This window comes from Shewanella metallivivens (assembly GCF_028750675.1).
GTDB lineage: Bacteria > Pseudomonadota > Gammaproteobacteria > Enterobacterales > Shewanellaceae > Shewanella > Shewanella metallivivens.
This window is the reverse complement of record NZ_JAQQPZ010000013.1, coordinates 644356-666084: the sequence shown is the minus strand read 5'-3', so window position 1 is coordinate 666084 and position 21729 is coordinate 644356. Positions and strand designations below refer to the sequence as shown.

General features: G+C 43.0%; 22 protein-coding genes. 17 read left to right on the top strand and 5 right to left on the bottom strand.

The annotated features are described in order from the left end of the window. Window positions 1–94 precede the first annotated feature (94 nt). Window positions 95–955, bottom strand: a complete 861-nt coding sequence (gene hslO / locus PQR79_RS15640) for an Hsp33 family molecular chaperone HslO (protein ID WP_238107303.1) — start codon at window positions 953–955, stop codon at window positions 95–97. A 27-nt stretch (window positions 956–982) separates the two neighbouring features. After that, entirely contained in the window at window positions 983–1381 is a 399-nt protein-coding gene (gene hslR, locus PQR79_RS15635) for a ribosome-associated heat shock protein Hsp15 (RefSeq protein ID WP_238107302.1), read from the bottom strand. A 253-nt stretch (window positions 1382–1634) separates the two neighbouring features. Between hslR and gspC the strand changes: the two genes are divergently transcribed. From gspC to PQR79_RS15575, 12 genes are read left to right on the top strand one after another with little or no spacing between them, the layout of a single operon-like run. Then, a complete protein-coding gene (gspC, locus tag PQR79_RS15630; protein ID WP_238107301.1) occupies window positions 1635–2549 on the top strand; it encodes a type II secretion system protein GspC in 915 nt (304 codons plus the stop codon). A gap of 24 nt (window positions 2550–2573) precedes the next feature. After that, window positions 2574–4706, top strand: a complete 2133-nt coding sequence (gene gspD, locus PQR79_RS15625; protein WP_238107300.1) for a type II secretion system secretin GspD — start codon at window positions 2574–2576, stop codon at window positions 4704–4706. Beyond that, entirely contained in the window at window positions 4699–6258 is a 1560-nt protein-coding gene (gene gspE, locus PQR79_RS15620; RefSeq protein ID WP_274408563.1) for a type II secretion system ATPase GspE, read from the top strand. The genes gspD and gspE overlap by 8 nt, the downstream gene beginning before the upstream one ends. Window positions 6259–6261: 3 nt before the next feature. Beyond that, entirely contained in the window at window positions 6262–7494 is a 1233-nt protein-coding gene (gene gspF / locus PQR79_RS15615; protein WP_238107299.1) for a type II secretion system inner membrane protein GspF, read from the top strand. Between the two features lie 58 nt (window positions 7495–7552). After that, window positions 7553–7987 (top strand): type II secretion system major pseudopilin GspG, encoded by a 435-nt coding sequence (gene gspG / locus PQR79_RS15610; RefSeq protein ID WP_238107298.1) that lies wholly within the window; start codon window positions 7553–7555, stop codon window positions 7985–7987. 1 nt (window position 7988) lies between these two features. After that, the gene (gene gspH / locus PQR79_RS15605; RefSeq protein ID WP_238107355.1) at window positions 7989–8561 is read left to right on the top strand and encodes a type II secretion system minor pseudopilin GspH; all 573 of its coding nucleotides are present in this window, start codon (window positions 7989–7991) and stop codon (window positions 8559–8561) included. Continuing rightward, window positions 8554–8958, top strand: a complete 405-nt coding sequence (gene gspI / locus PQR79_RS15600; protein WP_238107297.1) for a type II secretion system minor pseudopilin GspI — start codon at window positions 8554–8556, stop codon at window positions 8956–8958. Before gspH ends, gspI begins: the two co-directional genes overlap by 8 nt. Beyond that, window positions 8939–9616 (top strand): type II secretion system minor pseudopilin GspJ, encoded by a 678-nt coding sequence (gene gspJ, locus PQR79_RS15595; protein WP_238107296.1) that lies wholly within the window; start codon window positions 8939–8941, stop codon window positions 9614–9616. Before gspI ends, gspJ begins: the two co-directional genes overlap by 20 nt. Further along, the gene (gene gspK, locus PQR79_RS15590; RefSeq protein WP_238107295.1) at window positions 9616–10602 is read left to right on the top strand and encodes a type II secretion system minor pseudopilin GspK; all 987 of its coding nucleotides are present in this window, start codon (window positions 9616–9618) and stop codon (window positions 10600–10602) included. The genes gspJ and gspK overlap by 1 nt, the downstream gene beginning before the upstream one ends. Window positions 10603–10652: 50 nt before the next feature. After that, a complete protein-coding gene (gspL, locus tag PQR79_RS15585; protein WP_238107294.1) occupies window positions 10653–11861 on the top strand; it encodes a type II secretion system protein GspL in 1209 nt (402 codons plus the stop codon). A gap of 1 nt (window position 11862) precedes the next feature. Continuing rightward, complete coding sequence (locus PQR79_RS15580; protein ID WP_238107293.1) at window positions 11863–12339, top strand: type II secretion system protein M; 477 nt, start codon at window positions 11863–11865, stop codon at window positions 12337–12339. Window positions 12340–12348: 9 nt separating this feature from the next. Beyond that, window positions 12349–13110 (top strand): type II secretion system protein N, encoded by a 762-nt coding sequence (locus PQR79_RS15575; protein WP_238107292.1) that lies wholly within the window; start codon window positions 12349–12351, stop codon window positions 13108–13110. A 59-nt stretch (window positions 13111–13169) separates the two neighbouring features. On the opposite strand, the gene yrfG is transcribed toward PQR79_RS15575, so the two are convergent. Continuing rightward, window positions 13170–13817 carry a GMP/IMP nucleotidase gene (gene yrfG, locus PQR79_RS15570; RefSeq protein WP_238107291.1) on the bottom strand — a complete coding sequence of 216 codons (648 nt, stop codon included), beginning with the start codon at window positions 13815–13817 and terminating at the stop codon, window positions 13170–13172. Between the two features lie 77 nt (window positions 13818–13894). Between yrfG and nudE the strand changes: the two genes are divergently transcribed. From nudE to PQR79_RS15555, 3 genes are all read left to right on the top strand, one after another. Next, window positions 13895–14458: an ADP compounds hydrolase NudE gene (gene nudE / locus PQR79_RS15565; protein ID WP_238107290.1), complete on the top strand. Its 564-nt coding sequence runs from the start codon at window positions 13895–13897 to the stop codon at window positions 14456–14458. A gap of 132 nt (window positions 14459–14590) precedes the next feature. Continuing rightward, the gene (gene cysQ / locus PQR79_RS15560; RefSeq protein WP_238107289.1) at window positions 14591–15400 is read left to right on the top strand and encodes a 3'(2'),5'-bisphosphate nucleotidase CysQ; all 810 of its coding nucleotides are present in this window, start codon (window positions 14591–14593) and stop codon (window positions 15398–15400) included. A 104-nt stretch (window positions 15401–15504) separates the two neighbouring features. Next, the gene (locus PQR79_RS15555) at window positions 15505–16833 is read left to right on the top strand and encodes a hypothetical protein (protein ID WP_238107288.1); all 1329 of its coding nucleotides are present in this window, start codon (window positions 15505–15507) and stop codon (window positions 16831–16833) included. Window positions 16834–16872: 39 nt separating this feature from the next. Here the strand turns inward: PQR79_RS15555 and mnmH are convergent, their stop codons facing one another. Further along, window positions 16873–17976: a tRNA 2-selenouridine(34) synthase MnmH gene (gene mnmH, locus PQR79_RS15550; RefSeq protein ID WP_238107287.1), complete on the bottom strand. Its 1104-nt coding sequence runs from the start codon at window positions 17974–17976 to the stop codon at window positions 16873–16875. Continuing rightward, the gene (selD, locus tag PQR79_RS15545) at window positions 17973–19031 is read right to left on the bottom strand and encodes a selenide, water dikinase SelD (protein WP_238107286.1); all 1059 of its coding nucleotides are present in this window, start codon (window positions 19029–19031) and stop codon (window positions 17973–17975) included. The genes mnmH and selD overlap by 4 nt, the downstream gene beginning before the upstream one ends. A gap of 195 nt (window positions 19032–19226) precedes the next feature. Here selD and PQR79_RS15540 point away from each other — a divergent pair, with 195 nt between their 5' ends. Beyond that, window positions 19227–19841, top strand: a complete 615-nt coding sequence (locus PQR79_RS15540; RefSeq protein ID WP_238107285.1) for a TetR/AcrR family transcriptional regulator — start codon at window positions 19227–19229, stop codon at window positions 19839–19841. Next, entirely contained in the window at window positions 19828–21693 is a 1866-nt protein-coding gene (locus tag PQR79_RS15535) for an MFS transporter (RefSeq protein WP_238107284.1), read from the top strand. Before PQR79_RS15540 ends, PQR79_RS15535 begins: the two co-directional genes overlap by 14 nt. Window positions 21694–21729 lie beyond the last annotated feature (36 nt).

The following is a 21729-nucleotide window of genomic DNA, read 5'->3' as shown; positions in this document are numbered from 1 at the left end:
ATGTTTAGTACTTTTGTTTACACTTTTTAGACATAAAAAAAGCGCTTTCGCGCTTTTTTATGTAATTGGTTACGTTGTGGCGATCTTTTTGAGTTTATTGCTTTGCGTCACTACTGTGGCTACCAGCATATAGCGCTGCAACGTCAATAGCATCAAAGGTATATACCTGGTTGCAGTATTCACAACCCATATCAATCTTGTCATCTTCTGCTAAAATTGCTTCAATTTCAGCTTGAGAAAGCGTTTTAATTGCGGCGGCGCTGCGATCACGTGAACAGGTACATTTAAACGTCACATCAACTGGGTCAAATAAACGCACTTCTTCTTGATGATATAGGCGATGCAGTACTTCTGGTGCTTCGAGCGTAAATAGCTCTTCTGCTTTAATTGTGGCGGTTAAGGTTGATAAGTGTTCAAAGTCATCATTTTGCTCAGACTTGGTGGGTAACACTTGTAATAACATACCCGCAGCTTGTTTGCCGTTAGCAAACAATTGAATTTGGGTTGGTAACTGCTCAGATTGATTAAAGTATTCTTCTAAGCAGGCAGCTAAGTTTACGTGATCTAATGAAACGATACCTTGGTAACGTTCGCCCTCATCAGGGGTAAGAGTAATCACCATATAACCTTTACCAAGCATTTCCTGCAAACTCGCATCGTCGGCTATCTCACCTTTCCAGCGCGATACACCGCGTAATACTTGCTCGTTATTACCATTAATGACGGCAAGTGATACTGGACCGTCACCCTGCAATTGCACACTAATATCACCGGTAAACTTAATGGTTGCAGTTAATAGTGATGTTGCTGCCATTAATTCGCCTAACAAATGCTGTAATGCTACTGGATAGTCGTGGGCAGAAAGGACTTCTTGGTAGCTGTTTTCAAGTTGTACGATTTCACCGCGAACATCGGCGTTGTCGAATAGATAGCGGTGTAAAATATCGTTGTTCATCTTTACTCTCTTAACTCTATTATGCGCTTAAAAGTCTTTAAAGCGCATAAGCTGTCGTCGTTGTTTTTTATCCGGTTTATGATCAGGTGCCGGATTATTTAAAATATTAAGCCGCCGAGCTTCAGCGTTAATGATACGTTTGCTAATGCTTTCGGGGGTTTCTTCATACAAGGTTTGCGCGATACTTGCGCCCTGTCGATGGCCTGATAACACCTTAATGATAACTTCTTTATCATCATTACCTTGGCGTAGACGAATTTTTGCACCGACTTCCGCATTCTTACTGGATTTAGTCCTTTGACCGTTGTAATGTACTTTACCGCCGTTAATCATATCTTTTGCGATGGCGCGAGTTTTATAAAATCGAGCCGCCCATAGCCACTTATCTAACCGAATAATGCTTTTTTCGGACTGAATTTGATTCAAATGGCCTCCAAAACAGGGATGATTTCACAGACTGAGTAACTTAACTGCCATACAATACAAGTATTATTGCATTTTGGGGTTAAATTGAGCCTCATTTGTGGGCGCAAACTTAGCATATTTGGTGTAGATTCGCCAATCGATATGCTCTAGGGTTGTTGCTTTATTCTCTGTGGGTTAGCATGGCAAATAGGTATAACATTTTAAACATTAAAACAGAGACCTGTACCAAGACGTATAGAGGGTCCCAAAAAATATGGATTTATTAGATAAACTGATCAACAAGGCTGCATCTGTGCCGCATAAACCGATAAGTGGCGTGGTATTTTGGCTGGGATTGATCATTGTGTTGCTGCTTGCGGCACAAATTACATGGAAGTTAATGCCTGTGTCTTCGCCATCAGCGATTTGGCAACCTTCCCCTATTTCTGCTAGCACTGCAAAGCGTATCGAGCTTTCTGGTGTGCGTAACCTATTACTGTTTGGTCGTGTTGAAGATAATGCCAACATGCCTAAGGCTGAAGTGGTCGAGCAGATCACCGATGCCCCGAAAACCAACCTTTCAATTCAATTGACTGGTGTTGTTGCTTCTACTGCAGAAGAGCAAGGCTTGGCGGTTATTGAGTCTAGTGGTCAGCAAGAAACCTATAGCTTAGGCGACAAAATTAAAGGTACGTCAGCATCGTTAAAAGAAGTGTATGCCGATAGAATTATCATCACCAATGGTGGCCGCTATGAAACCTTGATGCTTGATGGACTTAAATACAGTGCAGAAAGCCAAGCAAATGAGCAGCTACAACAAGCCAAAGTCGATAAAAGGGTGACTCGAGTCGATCGTCGTGAAAATGAACGTTTTTCTGAGGATCTGTCTAATTCTCGCGATGAGTTATTGGCGGATCCAAGTAAGATTACTGATTATCTAGCAATTTCACCTGTTCGCGATGGTGAGGAGCTATCTGGTTACCGTTTAAATCCTGGTAAGGATGCTGCGTTGTTTAAGCAAGCGGGCTTTCAACCCAACGATTTAGCAAAATCAATCAATGGGTATGATCTGACCGATATGGGTCAGGCTTTAGAAGTGATGGCGCAATTGCCTGAGCTCACCGAAATGGCTGTCATGGTAGAGCGTGAAGGGCAGTTGGTCGAAATCATGTTTAGTTTGCCAGAATAATTTGGCGTTAGAGGATTGAGTAAAATGAATAACAAAGGGATCCGACATAAGATTATTGCTGGAATGTTAGTCGGCGCTGCGATGATGGCCGCGCCAATGGCTTGGTCGGAGCAATATGCTGCTAATTTCAAAGGCACAGACATTCAAGAGTTTATTAATATTGTCGGTAAAAACCTCAATAAAACCATCATCGTTGACCCTACCGTACGTGGCAAAATTAACGTACGCAGTTACGATTTGTTAAATGATGATCAATATTACCAGTTCTTTTTAAACGTCTTACAAGTCTATGGTTATGCTGTCGTTGAGATGGAAAACCACGTGATTAAAGTCATTAAAGACAAAGATGCGAAAACATCAGCTATTCGTGTGGCCGATGACAAGATGCCTGGTTTAGGTGATGAAATGGTCACCCGCGTGGTGCCATTGTATAACTCTGAAGCCAAGCAACTTGCTCCGTTATTACGTCAGCTAAACGACAATGCTGGCGGTGGTAATGTGGTCAACTATGACCAAGCCAACGTGCTAATGATTTCAGGCCGCGCTGCTGTGGTAAACAAGTTGGTTGAAATTGTACGCCGCGTAGATAAGCAAGGTGACACGGCTGTTGAAGTGGTATCACTTAACTTTGCCTCAGCGGGTGAAATTGTGCGTATTGTTGAAGCACTGTATCGTTCAAGCGCCAATCAAGCTCAATTACCGGGTCAAACTCCAAAAGTGGTTGCCGATGAGCGCACCAATGCCGTTATCGTCAGTGGTGATGAAAAAAGTCGTGAGCGAGTCATTGAGCTTATTCAGCGCCTTGATGCCGAGCAAGCGAATACGGGTAACACAAAGGTGCGTTATTTGCGTTATGCCAAAGCAGAAGATTTAGTTGAAGTACTGACAGGTTTTGCACAAAACCTACAAGAAGGTAAAGACGGTAGCACATCGGCTCAAGGCGCAAGTAGTAAACGCCGTAGTGACATTAATATTATGGCTCACCCAGACACCAACTCGTTGGTGATCAGTGCAGAGCCCGATCAGTTACGTACCATTGAAAGTGTCATTAATCAGTTAGATATTCGCCGCGCACAAGTATTGATTGAGGCGATTATTGTTGAGATTTCTGAGGGTGATGACATTGGTTTTGGCGTACAAATGGGGAGTGCTAGTGGTGGTTTAACGCAATTTAGTAACATTGGCACCACCATTACAGACGTTGGCGCGGGTGTATTAGCCGCTCAAGAAGAAGAAGGCACCACGGTTACTGTAACTAACTCTGATGGTGGCTCTACCACAACAACAAACCCAACATCAGATGGTGACTACACATTACTTTCTGATGCGTTAAGTAGTGTAAGTGGTATGGCATGGGGCGTGACGACGGGTGATTTTGCTGCATTGATTCAAGCGGTATCAAGCGACACCAAATCCAATATTTTAGCTACGCCATCAATTACTACCTTAGATAACCAAGAAGCCTCATTTATTGTCGGTGATGAAGTGCCTATTCTTACCGGTTCAACGTCGAGCTCAAGTAATGATAACCCGTTCCAAACCGTTGAGCGTAAAGAGGTTGGTGTTAAGTTAAAAGTGGTGCCACAAATTAACGAAGGCTCATCGGTTAAGATGACCATTGAACAAGAAGTTTCAGGTGTGAATGGTAATACGGGTGTCGATATCAGTTTCTCGACACGTCGTTTGACTACGACCGTGATGGCCGATTCTGGTCAGGTTGTGGTATTAGGTGGTTTGATTAGTGAAGAAGTGCAAGAGAGCGTGCAAAAAGTGCCTATTTTGGGTGACATTCCATATTTAGGCTGGTTATTTAAATCATCTTCGAGCTCTACGACCAAGAAAAACCTAATGATTTTCATTAAGCCAACCATCATACGAGATGGCATTACAATGGAAGGGATCGCAGGGCGTAAATATAACTACTTCAGAGCGTTACAACTTGAACAACAGGAGCGTGGTGTTAACTTAATGCCGAACACTGATATTCCGGTGCTTGAAGAATGGAATCAAGAAGCTTACTTGCCAGATGAAGTCAATGAAATGCTAGAGCGTTATAACAATCGTCAAGGGTTAGGTACTGAACTGCGAGATTCTGATCCTGCGTTACGCATTATTGATGAAAGTCTGCAAAAGGAAAAGGCTGAAGAGAATGAGTGATAGCGCAGTGACAGAGCCATTAGCCCAAGTATCTAGTGAAGTCGCCATGGAAGCGGTCGAAGGCGATGAGGTTTTTCACTCGAACAGCAAAGAGCGTCTGCCATTTGCGTTTTCACATCGTTTTCAATTGGTGTTAGCCAAAGAGAATGAGCAACTGTGTCTGTTTTATACTGACAAGACGCCGCTCAATGCAATGCTTGAAGTGCGCCGCTATGCGGGGGTTGATTTAGCGGTCATTAAGCTAGATGTCGCTAAGTTTGAAGCTAAATTAACTCAAGCCTATCAAGCTAACTCTTCAGAGGCTCAGCAGCTAATGGAAGACATTGGTAACGAAATGGACTTGTTTACCCTAGCTGAAGAGCTACCGCAAACTGAAGACCTGCTTGAAGGTGATGACGATGCACCGATCATTAAATTGATCAATGCGTTGTTGTCAGAAGCGATTAAAGAAGAAGCGTCTGATATTCACGTTGAAACTTACGAAAAACAGCTTGTAGTGCGTTTTCGTATCGACGGTGTATTAAAAGAAGTCTTAAAGCCAAATCGTAAGTTATCATCATTATTGGTGTCACGTATTAAGGTGATGGCGCGTTTAGATATTGCAGAAAAACGTCTGCCTCAAGATGGACGTATTTCATTACGTATTGCTGGCCGTGCAGTTGATGTGCGTGTGTCGACCATGCCATCGAGTCATGGTGAACGTGTCGTCATGCGTCTATTAGATAAAAACACTGGCAACTTAGACTTGCAACAACTAGGCATGACCCACAATATTCGCGAGCAGTTTGACGAATTAATTCGTAAACCTCACGGCATTATTTTGGTTACTGGCCCAACCGGTTCCGGTAAAAGTACCACTTTGTATGCGGGCTTAACCGAGATTAATTCCAAAGACACCAATATTTTAACGGTAGAGGATCCCATCGAGTATGAGTTAGATGGTATCGGTCAAACCCAAGTTAATACCAAGGTCGACATGACTTTTGCCCGTGGTTTACGGGCTATTTTACGTCAAGACCCTGATGTGGTGATGATTGGTGAAATTCGTGACCTTGAAACTGCCCAAATTGCAGTGCAAGCCTCATTAACGGGTCACTTGGTTATTTCAACGTTACATACCAACACGGCATCTGGTGCTATTACCCGTTTACAAGATATGGGTGTTGAACCGTTCTTGGTGTCATCGAGCTTACTTGGGGTATTAGCCCAGCGCCTTATTCGTACCCTTTGCCCTCATTGTAAAGAGGCTCACGAGCCTGACGAGCGTGAACGTGAATTATTAGGTGTTACTGCTAACGACACGCGTGTTATTTACCGTGCAAAAGGATGTAAAGCTTGTGGCCATAATGGCTACCGTGGCCGAACGGGTATTCATGAGTTATTGATAGTTGATGATAATGTGCGTGAGCTTATTCATGGTGGCCGTGGCGAACTAGCCATCGAAAAATACGTGCGTAAATCTGTGCCGAGCATTAGACATGACGGTATGAGTAAAGTCTTGACGGGTGTCACTACTCTTGAAGAAGTACTACGTGTGACGCGCGAGGAATAATCAATGGCAGCGTTTGAATACAAAGCCCTTGATAATAAAGGCAAACAAGTAAAAGGTGTGATAGAAGCCGACACTGCACGTCATGCTCGTAGTCAGCTGCGTGAGCAACGCTTAATGCCCCTTGAATTACAGCCTGTTAATGAAAAAGAAGCCCGCACACAACGCGGCGGATTTAGCTTTAGCAATGTGTTCAAAAAACGGATTTCGGTTGCAGAGTTGGCGTTAATTACCCGCCAAATTGCCACGTTGGTTGCCGCAGGCTTACCGATTGAGGAGGCATTAAAAGCGGTTGGCCAACAGTCAGAAAAAGCCCGTTTAGGCAATATGATTATGGCTGTACGTTCGCGTGTTGTCGAAGGGTACAGTCTAGCCGACTCTATGGCTGAATTTCCTCATGTGTTTGATGACTTATATCGTGCAATGGTCGCATCTGGCGAAAAGTCGGGCCATTTAGAAGTGGTGCTCAATCGTCTTGCAGACTATACCGAACGTCGTCAACAGCTTAAATCTAAGCTCACCCAAGCCATGATTTATCCTATAGTGCTTACCGTGGTTGCCATCGGTGTTATCGCTGTATTACTTGCTGCTGTAGTGCCTAAAGTTGTGGGTCAGTTTGAACATATGGGCCAAGAGCTTCCTGGTACCACCCAATTTTTGATCCTAGCGTCAGACTTTGTCCAACACTGGGGCTTATTCGTTGTGTTGATAATGTTTGGCGGCTTGATTTTGTTTCAGCGTATGCTCACCAATCCAATCATGCGAATGAAATACGACACAACGTTACTCAATATGCCCGTTATCGGTAAAGTGAGTAAGGGCCTCAATACCGCCCGTTTTGCCCGTACCTTAAGTATTTTGTCAGCAAGTTCTGTGCCTCTGCTTGATGGTATGCGTATCGCCAGTGAAGTATTACAAAACGTTAAAGTGCGAGCTGCAGTCGATGATGCCACTGCGCGGGTACGTGAGGGAACCAGTTTGGGTGCCGCGTTGACTAATACTAAGTTATTCCCAGCAATGATGTTGTACATGATAGCCTCAGGTGAAAAAAGCGGTCAGTTAGAAAACATGCTCGAACGCGCGGCTGACAACCAAGACCGCGAGTTTGAGTCTAACGTCAATATTGCACTTGGGGTGTTTGAACCAATGCTGGTGGTCAGTATGGCTTCGGTTGTATTATTTATTGTGATGGCAATCTTACAGCCCATTTTAGAGTTAAATAATTTAATCAGTGGCTAAGCAATAAAGCAAAGCCGATAAGTTCAAGATTTAAGTCATTTTTAGAAGGAAGTCTTTAATGCAACAACACAACAAACAACGCGGTTTCACCTTGCTTGAAGTCATGGTGGTGATTGTTATTCTTGGTATTTTAGCGTCAATGGTTGTGCCTAACTTGATGGGCAACAAAGACAAAGCAGACCAACAAAAGGCGGTTTCAGACATTGTTGCGCTCGAAAATGCCTTAGACATGTATAAGCTAGACAATAGTATTTACCCAACAACGGAGCAAGGGCTTGACGCGTTAGTGACTAAGCCTAGCTCATCGCCAGAGCCGCGTAATTTCCGTGATGGCGGTTATGTTAAACGTTTACCGCAAGATCCATGGCGTAATGACTATTACCTATTAAGCCCAGGTGAGAACGGTAAAATTGATATTTTTAGTGCCGGTCCAGACGGACAAGCAGGCTCTGAAGATGACATTGGCAGCTGGAACTTACAAGATTTCCAATAATATGCTTTTTCGTCGTCATGCTGGATTTACCTTATTAGAGGTATTACTCGTCGCATTGTTAATGGGATTGGTGGCATCGGCTGTCACCATTTCTATGAGCGCGGCAGGACCTGAGCAGGCTCTCAACAAGCAAGCGCAGCGATTTATATCAGCGACCGAAATGGTACTGGATGAAAGTGTGCTCAGTGGTCAGTTTATCGGTATTGTGATTGACGAAGACCAATATCAATTTGTGTTTTATCGAGAAGGTAAATGGGTGGCGGTTGAGCAAGACCGTTTACTGGCAACTCAAAAAATGGATCCCGGGGTCGTTCTTGATGTTGTGATAGATGGCATGCCATTGGTGCAAGAAGATGAGCAAGACGAGTCTTGGTTTGATGAGCCATTTATTGACGAAGAAAGCGACGACGATAAAAAAAAGCATCCTGAACCACAAATTTTGCTTTTTCCTAGCGGCGAAATGACACCATTTGAACTTAATTTTACTACTGTTACTGACGAACTAAAACGGGTCAATGTATTGGTGGTCGGTGATGCATTAGGGCGGCTGACATTAGGGCGAGTCGATGAGTAAACCTATTTTGCGTCAGCCAAAGGGAGCATTAACTAACAGTCTCGGCATGACCTTACTTGAGGTCATTGTCGCCTTAGCGGTGTTTTCAATCGCGGCCGTTTCAGTGACCAAAAGTTTAAGCGAACAAATGGCTAACATGCCCATTTTAGAAGAGCGCACATTGGCACAATGGGTTGCCAGTAACCAAATGGTTGAAGTGCGATTAACCGATGCATTTCCCGATATAGGAAAAAAAGAAGGTCAGGTTGAACTTGCAGGGCGTGAATGGTTTTGGCGCCGAGAAGTGGTAAAAACCACCGATGAAAAATTTAGAATGATCAAAGTGAGTGTCAGTGACGATAACCGCTATCAACGTATTGTGGCTCAGGTAAGCAGTTATGTGCACAACAAAGACTAATTACAGGGGCTTCACCTTACTTGAAATGCTCATCGCGATTGCGATTTTTGCCATGTTGGGCCTAGCGGCCAACTCAGTCTTGTCGACAGTAATGAAAAACGATGAAGTCACCAAAGAGTTTTCTGTGCGGCTTAAAGCATTACAGCAAGGCTTTGGTGCATTAGAAAGAGATTTGGGCCAAATGGTGGCTCGCACCCCAAGATCGTTCGAAGGCGACCGTGGCAGTCAATTTTTTCAAGCGGGTGATAATATTCTCGACTCTGATACCCAGGCGTTAATGTTTTATCGCCTTGGCTGGTTAAACCCTGATGGTATGTTACCTAGAGGCAGCGTGCAATCAGTTGCCTATGTGGTGCAAGCGGGGCGGTTAGAGCGTTGGTATTTCCCGTATCCTGAACCTGTTGTTGGTGCTGAACCGTTAAAAAGCTTAGTGATTGACCATGTGTTATCGGTTGAGTATTCGTTTTATATTGACGACAACTGGCAAACCAAAGTTGATGGCACAGTAATGCCTAAAGGTATTGCCATGGAAATTGAAATTGAAGGCTTAGGTAAAATCCAGCGGCGCTTTTTATTGCCTAAAGGTGCACCAGCAGAAACATCCGACGATGATTCAAAAGAAGATTCAGATGATTCAGATGATGAGGAGTCAACCTAATGGGTGGGCAAAAGCAGCGCGGAGTTGCCCTCATTGTGGTCATGCTGATTGTGGCTATGGTCGTTGTTATTGCGACAAACATTACTAGTCGTAACCAACTTTCGATGCGGCGTACACTGAATATGGCGCAATATGACCAAGCATATTGGTATGCCATGTCTGCTGAAGAATTGGCAATCAAAGTGCTTAAACAAGATTTTGAAGACGCCGAAGGCACTGTGCATTTACAACAATATTGGGCACTGGCTAATGTGGTTTTTCCAGCTGAATACGGTGAAATTGTTGGTGAAATAGACGACATGCGCGCCTGCTTTAATGTAAATGCAGTGGGCGAGCCCTCAACTGAAACTGAAAATAATCAGCCTAAAATGACATTGGCTGCAAGGCAGTTTCAGGCATTACTGATCAGTTTAGGCGTTGATGAATTTGGCGCTGAACAATTAACACAAACATTAAAAGACTATATTGACACCGACTCTGTCTCGAGTGCATATGGGGCAGAAGATGCAGAATATGAGTCTCGTAATGTGCCCTATCGTGCGGCAAATACTTTGATGCAACATCGCAGCGAATTAAGAGCGGTCCTGGGCTTTAATCAAAATGTATATTTAAATATTTTAGATTATGTATGTGCAATACCGGGCGACAGCCGGCAGATATTGAATGTCAATACGGTTAAAGTAGAGCAAGCCGCATTGCTTGCAGGCATGTTAGAAAACCAAATATCGATAAGCGAAGCTGAAAACATTATTAACGAACGTCCTGCAGATGGTTACGGTACGATTGAAGAATTTTGGGAGAGCTCGTCGCTCAGCAGCATTGAAGCTGAGGACGATCTTAAGTCCAGTTTTGTGGTCGACAGCGAGTATTTTTTATTGCACGCTGGCGCTAAAGTAGACAATGCAATATTTCGAATGGACAGCGTACTAAAGCGCAATGGTAACAACTTAGAAGTGCTCACCCGTCAGTACGGTGGCCAACAATAATAACAAGTTCATTGCGTGTAAAGACGTATTGAGAGTGGTGGAGAATAACAGTGTCTGAACGGCTATTTATCCGGTTAGGAAAAACATCAGAACACCCATGTTCATGGCTAGTATGGTCCGAACAAGAGCAAGAAATTATCGCCTCGGGTGAGCTAGCTGATGCAGCAAGTCTCAGCACGCTTGCTGAGCGAGCAGGTAATCGTCCTGTTGATGTGCTGGTACCTGCTGCTAGCATGACATTGACTCAAATTACTTTACCCGAAAAAGGTCAGCGTCAAGCATTAAAGGCATTACCTTACATGCTCGAAGAGGCCCTCGCAACAGATGTCGATAACATGCACTTTGTTATAGGCCCGCGTGAAGGTGAACAGCTAAATGTTGCTGCCGTTGCCCATGAGCAAATGCAAGCATGGCTTGCTTGGCTGCAAGAAGCTGGCTTAAAAGTAAAACGCATTGTGCCTGACTGCTTGGCATTACCATTAGAACAATGCCGCTGGGCTGCAATGAGTTTAGGCAACGAATATTTAATTAGAACATCTGAAGGCAGTGGCATTAGTTTACCTAAAGCTTGGTCGACATTTGCATTACCGCAACTGGTCAATAATGCAACGGCATTAAACGACAATCAAACGATTAATGTTGCCAGCTACAGCGACGATATCGCAATCGAAGGGGTGGAGGTTGATAATAAACCCCTCGACTTGCCTATGATGGTCTTGGCTAAAGGTATTTTAAATGCGCCAATTAACCTATTAAGCGGTATTTATAAGCCCAAGAGCGAATACAGTAAGCACCTAATAGTGTGGAAAAATGCCGCCATTATCGTGGTAGTTGCAATTGTGTTGGCACTCATCAATAAAGGGTTAGCGATTCACCAACTCAACAATGACACTGATGCATTACGGGCACAAAGTGAAGAGATTTTTAAACAAGCCGTGCCGGGCGTAAACCGTATTGTTAATGTTCGCTCGCAAATGGACAGTGAATTACGCCGTATGCAAGGTCAAGGTGGTGGCGCCGCATTTTTTGAAATGCTCGACGGGCTTAAACCTGCATTCAATAAAGTACCAGATTTAAAACCTAACAGCTTACGTTTTGAAGGTAACCGTGAAGAATTGCGTATGCAAATTACCGCGCAAAATTATGCTCAGGTGGACCAGTTTAAAGAAATTGTCGCCAAAGATTTTCAGTTAGAAGGTGGGGCAATGAATAGCACGGATGAAAACGTCACCAGCACCTTAACCTTGAGGACCAAATAATATGGAAAACTTACGTATTTGGTGGCAAGGTTTAGCGATGCGAGAACAACAGCTGGTTGGCTTTTGTGCCGCTATTTTGGTTGTCGGCTTGGTGTATTGGGGCGTATGGACACCGATTTCGAATGCACAAATTGAGGCTGAACGCAGCCACAGTGCAGCACAACAAACTTTGAATTATGTAAAACAAACAGCGAATAAATTAGCCGGTTTAAAACAGGCGGGCGCGAAAGCCAGTGCCCGTGGTAGTTTAAGCTCTATCGTCAACCAAACGGCAGGCCAATACCAGTTAGAAATTACCCGTATGCAACCTCAAGGTGACACTATTCAAATATGGATGGACGATGTCCCATTTGATGTATTATTGGGTTATCTGCATGAATTGGTTGAGCAAAAAGGCTTAACGTTAGACAGCGTAGATTTAGCCGAATCAGATGTAACTGGCTTTGTAAAAGTCAGACGTATTCAGCTTTCACAGTAAGGATTTTTTGTGAGTTTATTTTTTAAAATACTGTTTGGTGTTGTGGTTTATATCATTTTTATGATTGCCTATGTGCCAGCTAACTGGTTAGTTAGCATTGCGCCGTTACCTAACAATGTCTTGATCGGTGGTGCTGAGGGTACCTTATGGCAAGGTAAAGCAGCATTAGTGAGCGTCGATAAGCGCCAAGTTGAACATGTTACCTGGCAATTAAGCCCTTGGGGCTTGTTTTTGGGGCAAGCAAACATTGATTTTAGCATTGGTAATCGTGCGACACCGGTGAGCGGTAAAGGGAGTGTAACCTGGTCGCTAGCAGGTGTAAGTGGTAAAAATATCCGTCTTGATGTCCCTGACAGTTTTTTATTAGCAGGTGCTAGATTACCTTTCAAAACTCAAATTAATGGTGACGTGAGTTTAATGGTTGAGGTGTTAGAGCAGGGTAAACCTTGGTGTGAACAGCTTAAAGGCAAGTTATTTTTAAATAGTACAGATGTTAAAAATCAATTTGGTGTCTATCCGCTAGGTAATATTGCATTGGGGTTAAGTTGTCTTGACGGCCAATTGCAACTTGCTACAGATGAAACATTAAATGCATTAGGGTTAACTGGTACCGCTATTTTAGGTGAAGGTAACTTAGTTAAAGTCAGTGCCAAAATCAAACCTACCGACGCACAACCACAAGATTTACGTAAGTCATTGCAATTTTTGGGACGCCAAGATAGCCAAGGCTATTACCCCATCAATTACCAAGACATAGTGCCTGGACTGTAAGTTTTAAATCATAGAAAGCGCGTTGATAGCAATATCAACGCGCTTTTTGTTTTAGCGGTTTAAAGCGAATGCAATAAGTCACTCACCGCAGGAAATTGATTAAATACCGTGTGAGGCTTTTGGCTGTCAGGGTTATTTATGCCTAGCTGATAACCCACGCCAGCTCTTTTTGACGCTGCTAAAATCACCTCGCTGTCGTCAATAAACAAACACCGTGCAGGGTCGAGTTTAAATTTATTAAACGCATAGCACCAAAAATTTGGGTGTTCTTTAGGGTAGCCACTTTCATGGCTCGACAATAGTTCGTCTAAGCCTTCTGCTAAATTAGTATGACGGAGTTTTAACGCCAAGCTGTGAGGGTGAGCGTTAGTGAATAAAATACGTTGCTTACTTGCCCTCGCAAGTGCCTGTAAAAATGGCATGCTGTCGTGGCGTATTTTGATTCTGTCTACCGCAGTATGATGTAAGGCCAAAATATCTAAGCCTAAATGTTGTTGCCAATAATCTAAGCAATACCAGTCTAATGTGCCAACCACATTCTGGTATGCCTGAGCCACTAAATCATTAGCATCATCTAAACTAATCTGCCTTAGCAAGCTTAATTGCTGTGGTACTATTTGTAGCCAAAAGTGGTTATCAAAGTGCAAATCTAATAGGGTGCCATCCATATCAAGAAGCACAGTGTCTATCTTATGCCAAGGAAACATGTAAATTCCGGTTGTAGAATATACGTAGAATAGTAAGATTGTATCTTGTCTTTATTAATTCGTCACATGGGGCTGCAATGACACAGCGGCATGAAAAGCCGGAAATCCTGCACACTGAGATCGTTGCCAAAAGCCGACTGTTTCAAATTGAGCAGGTTCATCTGAAGTTTTCAAATGGCGTGGAGCGCCAATATGAAAGAATGAAAGGTGGTAGCAGAGGTGCTGTTATGATTGTACCTATCCACGAAGGTAAACTGTTACTCGCCAGTGAATATGCCGCGGGCACCGATAATTACGAGTTAGGTTTTCCTAAAGGGTTGATCGATCCTGGTGAAACCGCCATTGAAGCCGCCAACCGCGAGCTACAAGAAGAGATTGGCTTTGGTAGCCATAAGTTGACACTGTTAAAAGAGTTGTCACTTGCCCCAGGCTATTTTTCGAGCAAAATGCAGATCTTTGTGGCTGAGCAACTTTATCCAAGTCGGTTAGAGGGGGATGAACCTGAGCCAATCGATGTCATTCCATGGCCATTAACCGATTGCCAAGCCCTGCTTGATAATGTCGATTTTTCAGAGTCCCGTAGCGTAAGCGCATTATTTTTGACCCAACAATACTTAGCGTCAACAGAGCTGACAAAATAAGCGCTTGCAGTGACATCATTGGCTATATTTTATTGGTGTACACACAAATTTAGGCAAACAACCGCGACATAAAGGAACTCATAGTTCCCCCTTATAAGGTCACCCTTATCGAAATCAGCGATTGGAGTAGTAATGAAGCCAGAAGATTTAATTGAGCAAGTTATTGATATAGCGACAGAAGCCGGTATAAAAATTCGTGAGATTTACCTCGAGGGGAGCTTTAAACGAGAAGTGAAATCTGACAACACACCTGTCACATCGGCAGACTTGGCCGCCAACGATATTATTTGTAGTCAGCTTGCGGCGTTAACCCCCGACATTCCTATTTTAAGTGAAGAAGCCGCCGACATTCCGTTAAGCGTCCGCGAAACCTGGAAGCGTTATTGGCTTGTTGACCCGCTTGACGGTACTGGTGAGTTTATTGCGGGGAGTGGTGATTTTTCTGTCATTATTGCGCTGGTTGAACACAATCGTCCGATAATGGGTATTGTGTATGTACCGATGACTCAAGTGTGTTATTACGCTATTGCGGGGCTTGGGGCATATAAACGTGCTGGTAAAAATGAATTGCGTATCATTAGCAAACAATTACCAAATGGCGAAACAGGCAATATACGCTTAGCAGTAAGTCGCCGGCAAGATCCACAATCCGTATTAAAACTCATGAATAAACCTAATCATTGCGAGTTGGTAGTGATGGGTGGTGCGGCCTTAAAAAGTTGTTTAGTTGCTGAAGGTCGTGCTGATTGTTATGTTCGTTTAGGCCCTACGGGGGAGTGGGATACCGGCGCTGCACAGATTATTATTGAAGAAGCAGGCGGTGCGTTAATTGATATAAACTTACAACCATTAACGTATAACGAGCGTGAAAGCTTGGAAAACCCTAATTTTATCGTTGTAGGTAGCCCCAATTTACCGTGGGATGTCTTACTTACAACCTAAGAGGATAGCTTGGTAAATATATTTTTATAGCATATTGCTTTTATATTGACGTGTGAATATTGTATCTCAATTGTTAATAATCTGTGCTATTGAGAGTAAATCACATGAGACACAAAGGAATGTATACCGCTTCAACTTCGATGTTATTCATCCTCGGGGTGATTGGATTGACTGGTTGTGGAGGCGGTAGTGATGATACCTCTCCCGACACTGGTGGAAGCCCTGATGGGCGCTTAACTGGCGATATTGTTTATTACGCCGCAGCGTGTGATGTCAGCCAACCTGCAGTGGGAACTGACATTATTGTACACCGTAAAGATGGCAGTATTTTAAGCCAATCAAAAGTACCTTCAACAGGTAAGTTTGATATTGCTTGGCCATCTGATGCTTATCACTTTTCATATGCACAACAAATCAATGGCGAGTTATTCGTTTACAGTAGGCTCAATGTTGTGGCGGGTGATATTGGCATTGTGGGTGAGCGTAATAGTAATCTTGACTCTGCGTGCTCTTGCAGTGACTTTAATTTTTCATTGAGTGATATTCACTCCGCTTACAATGGCTATACCGTTTACCTTGATGGCGACAACAAGACGACACGTGCTAACGTTTGTAAACAAGATGGTCAATTCCCTCCAGTTAATTTAGTCCTTACTCCCAGTCATGATGATGGGCTAACATCCTATGCGGCACAAATCGATGTTAACAATTATGCTGCCAATCGCACTATATATGTTGAACCCTCTATATTCGAAAACGCCGCTAATGAAAGTGTTTTACTCGATGCTGTTTTAAGTAGTGCCAACAGTAATATTGAATACCCAGATTTTAGAACATTTTCAGAAACAGATTATGGCCGAGTAAACTGGATTCCATGGGTGATGTCGCCGCATGTTTTCCCTGGGTTATTTGCTAATAACTTCATTACTTCATCTCATTTTGATCACTTAGGAGGCGATGATTACGGCGAGGTATATTATTACACCAGTCGGCGTCATCGCGTAACCGATCCAGGTGATACTCAAGTAGTGCAGTTACAACAAAACCAGCAAAAAATGCTGCAAAGTACAGACGCCATTTTATCTAGCTTTAGTGAAGACGGTGCCAGTAACTATGATCTTACGGGTATTGGTACAGGTAAAACCTTACTTCAGGTTGATTTTGGTCAAAACGGCATTGCGCACTGGACAATTGAAGCGCCATTAAAAGGGACGTTCCCAGACTTGGATTTACCGACAAATTTACAAACGCCGTTTGAGCAAATTACCCAGGCGAATTTATCGGTAATGATTTATGGTTACTTTAGTCACTCGTCGAGCCAATATAACCAATTCCGCACAAAAGTAGCAGAACTACAACGCGCTGATTTGAAAACACGGTCAGACTTTTATGATAACTACGTTATTGAGCAAATTTCAGTAGATATTAATTAAGCCCACAAACAAACGCCCTTAAAAAAGGGCGTTATTTTTTTAGGCTGTTTTACGAGCGTCTAACCATTGATGAATGGCTCGCCTGTCACCTTGAAATATCACCCGATCACGTTTCTTTTCTAATTGAAACCGATACATAGGATCATAGTAAACCTCAAGCAACACACTAATCCACTCTAGATGTTTACTCACATCATTTTGATTCAACTGCTGTAATAACGCATCGTCTACCAATTGTTGCAGCTCACTATGCAGCTTACCGCCTAAGCGTTTACGTATCCCAGTAAGACTCTGACTGAGGTAGTCGCTAAATGTTGCAAAACCAGCTTGTTCACCAAATTTAACTACATAGTCAGCCAACTTTTCGGTGACATAGTCGTTAAGTAAACGAGGCAGGCGAATGTCTCTGGGTTCATCGAGTAATACAATATCAGCTTGTTGCATCGCTTGATAAAAAGCGTGTGGCAAAGCAGAGCGGCCAATCAGATAGCTTTCATCTTCAAGCAGCAAATGGCGATGTTGCAGCTGTTGATGTTGGAGTAATGAAACCGCAAGGTTATTTTCAAAGTTGATTTGCGTTGGCTGCGGGTCAATATTCTTGCCAAAACTCGATCCTTTATGGTTTGCGATACCTTCTAAATCAATCGATTCATCGCGCTGATGAATCAACTCTGTTTTACCGCTGCCGGTAATGCCACTTAATATCAGCATATTGGTTTGTTTTGGTGCATTGTCGACAGTACTGATTAAAAAGCTGCGCATTGCCTTATAGCCGCCTTGGATAAAAGGCACATTAAGGCCTGCATCTTTTATCCATTGCTGGGATAGTTTTGAGCGCAAGCCGCCTCTAAAACAATATAAATAGCTTTCAGGGTGCTGTGACAATTGAGCCTGCCAGGCTTCTATTCGCGCTTGCTTTATGTTCCCAGTGACTAATTTGTGGCCTAATGCGATGGCGGCATCTTGACCATGCTGCTTATAACAGGTGCCGACTTTAGCGCGCTCATCATCTTGCATTAATGGCAAATTAACCGAATGTGGAAAAGCACCCTTAATGAACTCGACTGGTGCTCGCACATCAATTAATGGTCTGTTTTCAAGTAATAACCGGCCATATTCAGAGCTGGGGATAATGTCATTCATTGAATGAGCTCGATGAGAGTATTATGGCCAGCATTTACCTGCGTTAACTCGACCATTGAACCAATACATATAGCTTCGATATTATTTTTCGCCAGCAATGCTTGTAGCTCAGTTTCGCTTTCTGCGTTTACAGCTACTAATAAGCCTCCGCTGGTTTGTGGGTCGCACAAAATAGCTTTTTGTTCTTCGGTGAGTGCCGGTAAGTGTTCACCATAACTATCAAAATTACGATGGGTGCCGCCAGGTACACAACCTTGTGCTAAGTAATCAGCGACCTTTGGCAGTAAAGGTACGTTATTTAATGCGAGTTTAGCTGTTAATTTGGCGCCCAGACACACTTCAATTAAATGACCTGCCAAACCAAATCCTGTGACATCGGTTAACGCATTCACACCCTGAATTTTAGCGATTTCAGTGCCGATAATATTAAGCTGGCACATGGCCTGCGGGGCAATGTGACTGTCCTCGTCACGTAATTTTTTTTGCTTTTGTGCCGTGGTTAAAATTCCAATGCCAATTGGTTTTGTGAGGTACAAGCGATCGCCAGCTTTTGCTGTGTTATTTTGCTTAAGTAATTCAAGTGGGATTTGACCTGTAACGGCCAAACCAAAAATCGGTTCTGGAGCATCAATACTGTGGCCACCGGCAAGCATTATACCTGCATCGGCACAAGCTTGGCGGCCACCATCAACCACTTGCTGCGCGACTTCTGGCGATAATACATTGACTGGCCAACCTAAAATTGCAATGGCCATAATGGGCGTACCACCCATGGCGTAGATATCACTAATTGCATTGGTTGCTGCAATACGACCAAAAGTGAAAGGGTCATCAACGATAGGCATAAAAAAGTCAGTAGTACTAATAATGCCTGTTTGTTCATTGAGCTTGTATACCGCTGCATCATCACGGGTTTGGTTACCGACGAGTAAATTAGGATCAGTAAAAACGGGGAGCTGTGAGGCAAGAATGGTACTTAATACTTTAGGTGAAATTTTACAGCCACAACCAGCACCATGACTGTATTCGGTTAATTTTACTGTTTGCTCAGACATAATAGGGTGATCTTTAGACGGCGTATTGAGCAGCAATTATAATCACTATTAGGCAGAATATCTTGTGTTTTAGTCATTTATAAAATTCAGTCATTGTTTTGTGTTTGCTAAAACATATTATTATGAACGTTGTTTTTTTATTTTGTTTACTGTTAACTTATCTCTCATCAAGACAACTGATGTTAGGTAACTACCGTGGCAAGACGTAAAGAGCACACTCATGAGCAAATTAAACATATGGCAATCGAAGCCGTGGTAATGCATTTGCAACATGACAACCTTCATTCTTTGAGTTTGCGAAAAGTGGCTAACCAAATCGGCTATGTGCCGAGTACCTTAATCAATATTTTTGGCAGTTATCAATATTTATTACTGGCGGTATCAGAACAGACTTTAGTTAATCTAGCTGCGGCGTTGCAAGGGTTAACGCTGCAGGCTCCGATAATTAATATTCAAAATATGGCGCTGGCTTATAGTGATTTTGCTCTACAACATAAAAGCTGTTTTCGGTTAGTGTTTGAATTAACGATGCCAGATGATCAGCCTTTGCCGCAAAACCACACCACTATTGTTAAATCATTATTTGCTTTAGTGGAGTCACAATTACGCAGATACTTTACAGACATTAATGAACCACAAGCAGAATTGATGAGCCGAGTGCTTTGGGGCGGTATTCATGGGTTAACGACTTTAGCCTTAGATGAAAAGCTATTTGCAACGCACAATGACTTACAGACTATGCTGTGCAGTCATGTACAAGGATATATTGCTGGTATAAGCAAAACAGGGAGTTTGCATGATATTAACTAAACGCTTTTTACCTTATTTTGTGACCCTATGTTTAGGGGCGCTAAATGATAACTTTTACAAAAATGTCTTGTTATTACTGGTGACCTACAGTCAGCTTAATGCATTACCTATCGACGTTAACTTGTTTGTCAATTTAGCCGCTGGTGTGTTCATTTTGCCGTTTTTCTTGTTTTCAGCTCATGCGGGTATCGTGGCTGATAACATGAACAAAGCAAAATTGATCCGCCGTTTAAAGCTTTTAGAGCTGATTATCATGTCCACAGCTGCAGTCGCGATAATTAGCCAGAGTTATATGGTGATGTTGTTTCTGTTGTTTTTAACCGGTAGCCAGTCTGCTTATTTTGGTCCAGTAAAATATTCATTATTACCTCAAGCATTGAGCGAGGCTGAATTAGTTAAAGGTAATGCCTTAGTTGAAATGGGTACCTTTCTGTCGATTCTTATTGGCACATTAAGTGCGGGCTTAGTGGTAGCGAATGAAAATGGTTTAACCTGGGCTGCCATGATTGTGTCGGTTCTTGCTGTGTCGGGCTATCTTGCCAGCCGAGCAATTCCTTCTTTGCCAGCACAAGGTGAGCTCAACCCGAATAAATTTTCATTATTTTCTGGCACCTTACGTTGTATTAATAAGGCTCGTGAAACGAAGTCGATTTGGATGGCAATTTTAGCCATCAGTTGGTTTTGGTTCTTAGGTGCCACTTACCTGACCCAGTTTCCTCATTTTGCCAAGTTGCATTTGCATGCTGATGCCACTGTGGTGTCTCTATTATTGGCGTTGTTTTCAGTGGGCATTGCCGTCGGCTCTTTTGTGTGTGAACGTTTTTCATTTGGCCATGTAGAGCTAGGGATCCTGCCATTTGGAGTGTTAGGTTTAAGTTTGTTTAGCTTTGATATGATTGCCGCAATACCCGTGCAGGTTGTTGAGCCTGGTTTTGTGTATAGCTTTAAGTCTTTTATTAGCAATGCTCAGCATTATCGAGTCATGGTAGACCTGTTTTTGGTTGGGTTGAGTGGTGGGGTATTTATTGTGCCCTTGTATGCGTTTATTCAAACCCGAGCAGAAAAACAAGAGTGCGCCCAAGCCATTGCGGCTAATAATATTATTAATGCGTTGTTTATGGTGGGCTCTGCAATACTCTCAATTGTATTACTCGGTGTATTAAATTGGACTATTCCTGAGTTATTTATGCTGATAGGCATAATGAATTTAGTGGTATTGTTATATGTTTACTCACAGGTACCTGAGTTCACTCAACGGTTTATCAGTTATTTGCTCAGCCACGTGATGTATCGAGTTAATGTGAATGGCAGACAACATATTCCAGCTCAAGGTGCAGGGATTATAGTGAGTAACCATGTGAGCTATGTTGATGCATTAATCATTATGGGAGCTTCAACGCGGCCGATTCGGTTTGTGATGGATAAATCGATTAGCGAAATCCCGATATTAAAGTACTTGTTTAAGCATGCTGGGGTTATTCCTATTTGCTCACCTAAAAAGTGTGAAGTCACTTACCAAAATGCATTTGAGCAGATACATAAGGCGCTAGCCAATGATGAACTGGTGTGTATATTCCCTGAAGGTCGGTTAACGCCAGACGGTGAAATTGGTGAATTTAGACCTGGAATAGAGAAGATATTACAGCGTGATCCGGTACCAGTAATACCGCTTGCACTCAAGGGATTATGGGGGTCGTACTTTAGTCACAAAGATGGTCATGCATTGACAACCAAACCGACTCGTTTTTGGTCTAAAGTGAAAGTGAATATCACCGAGGCCGTAGCGGGAGAGACAACTAACCGCATGGCATTGCAACAGCAAGTGACGCAACAATTCGATATTAACCTGTAGATAAAAAAGGCCATCTTGATTAATTGAAGATGGCTT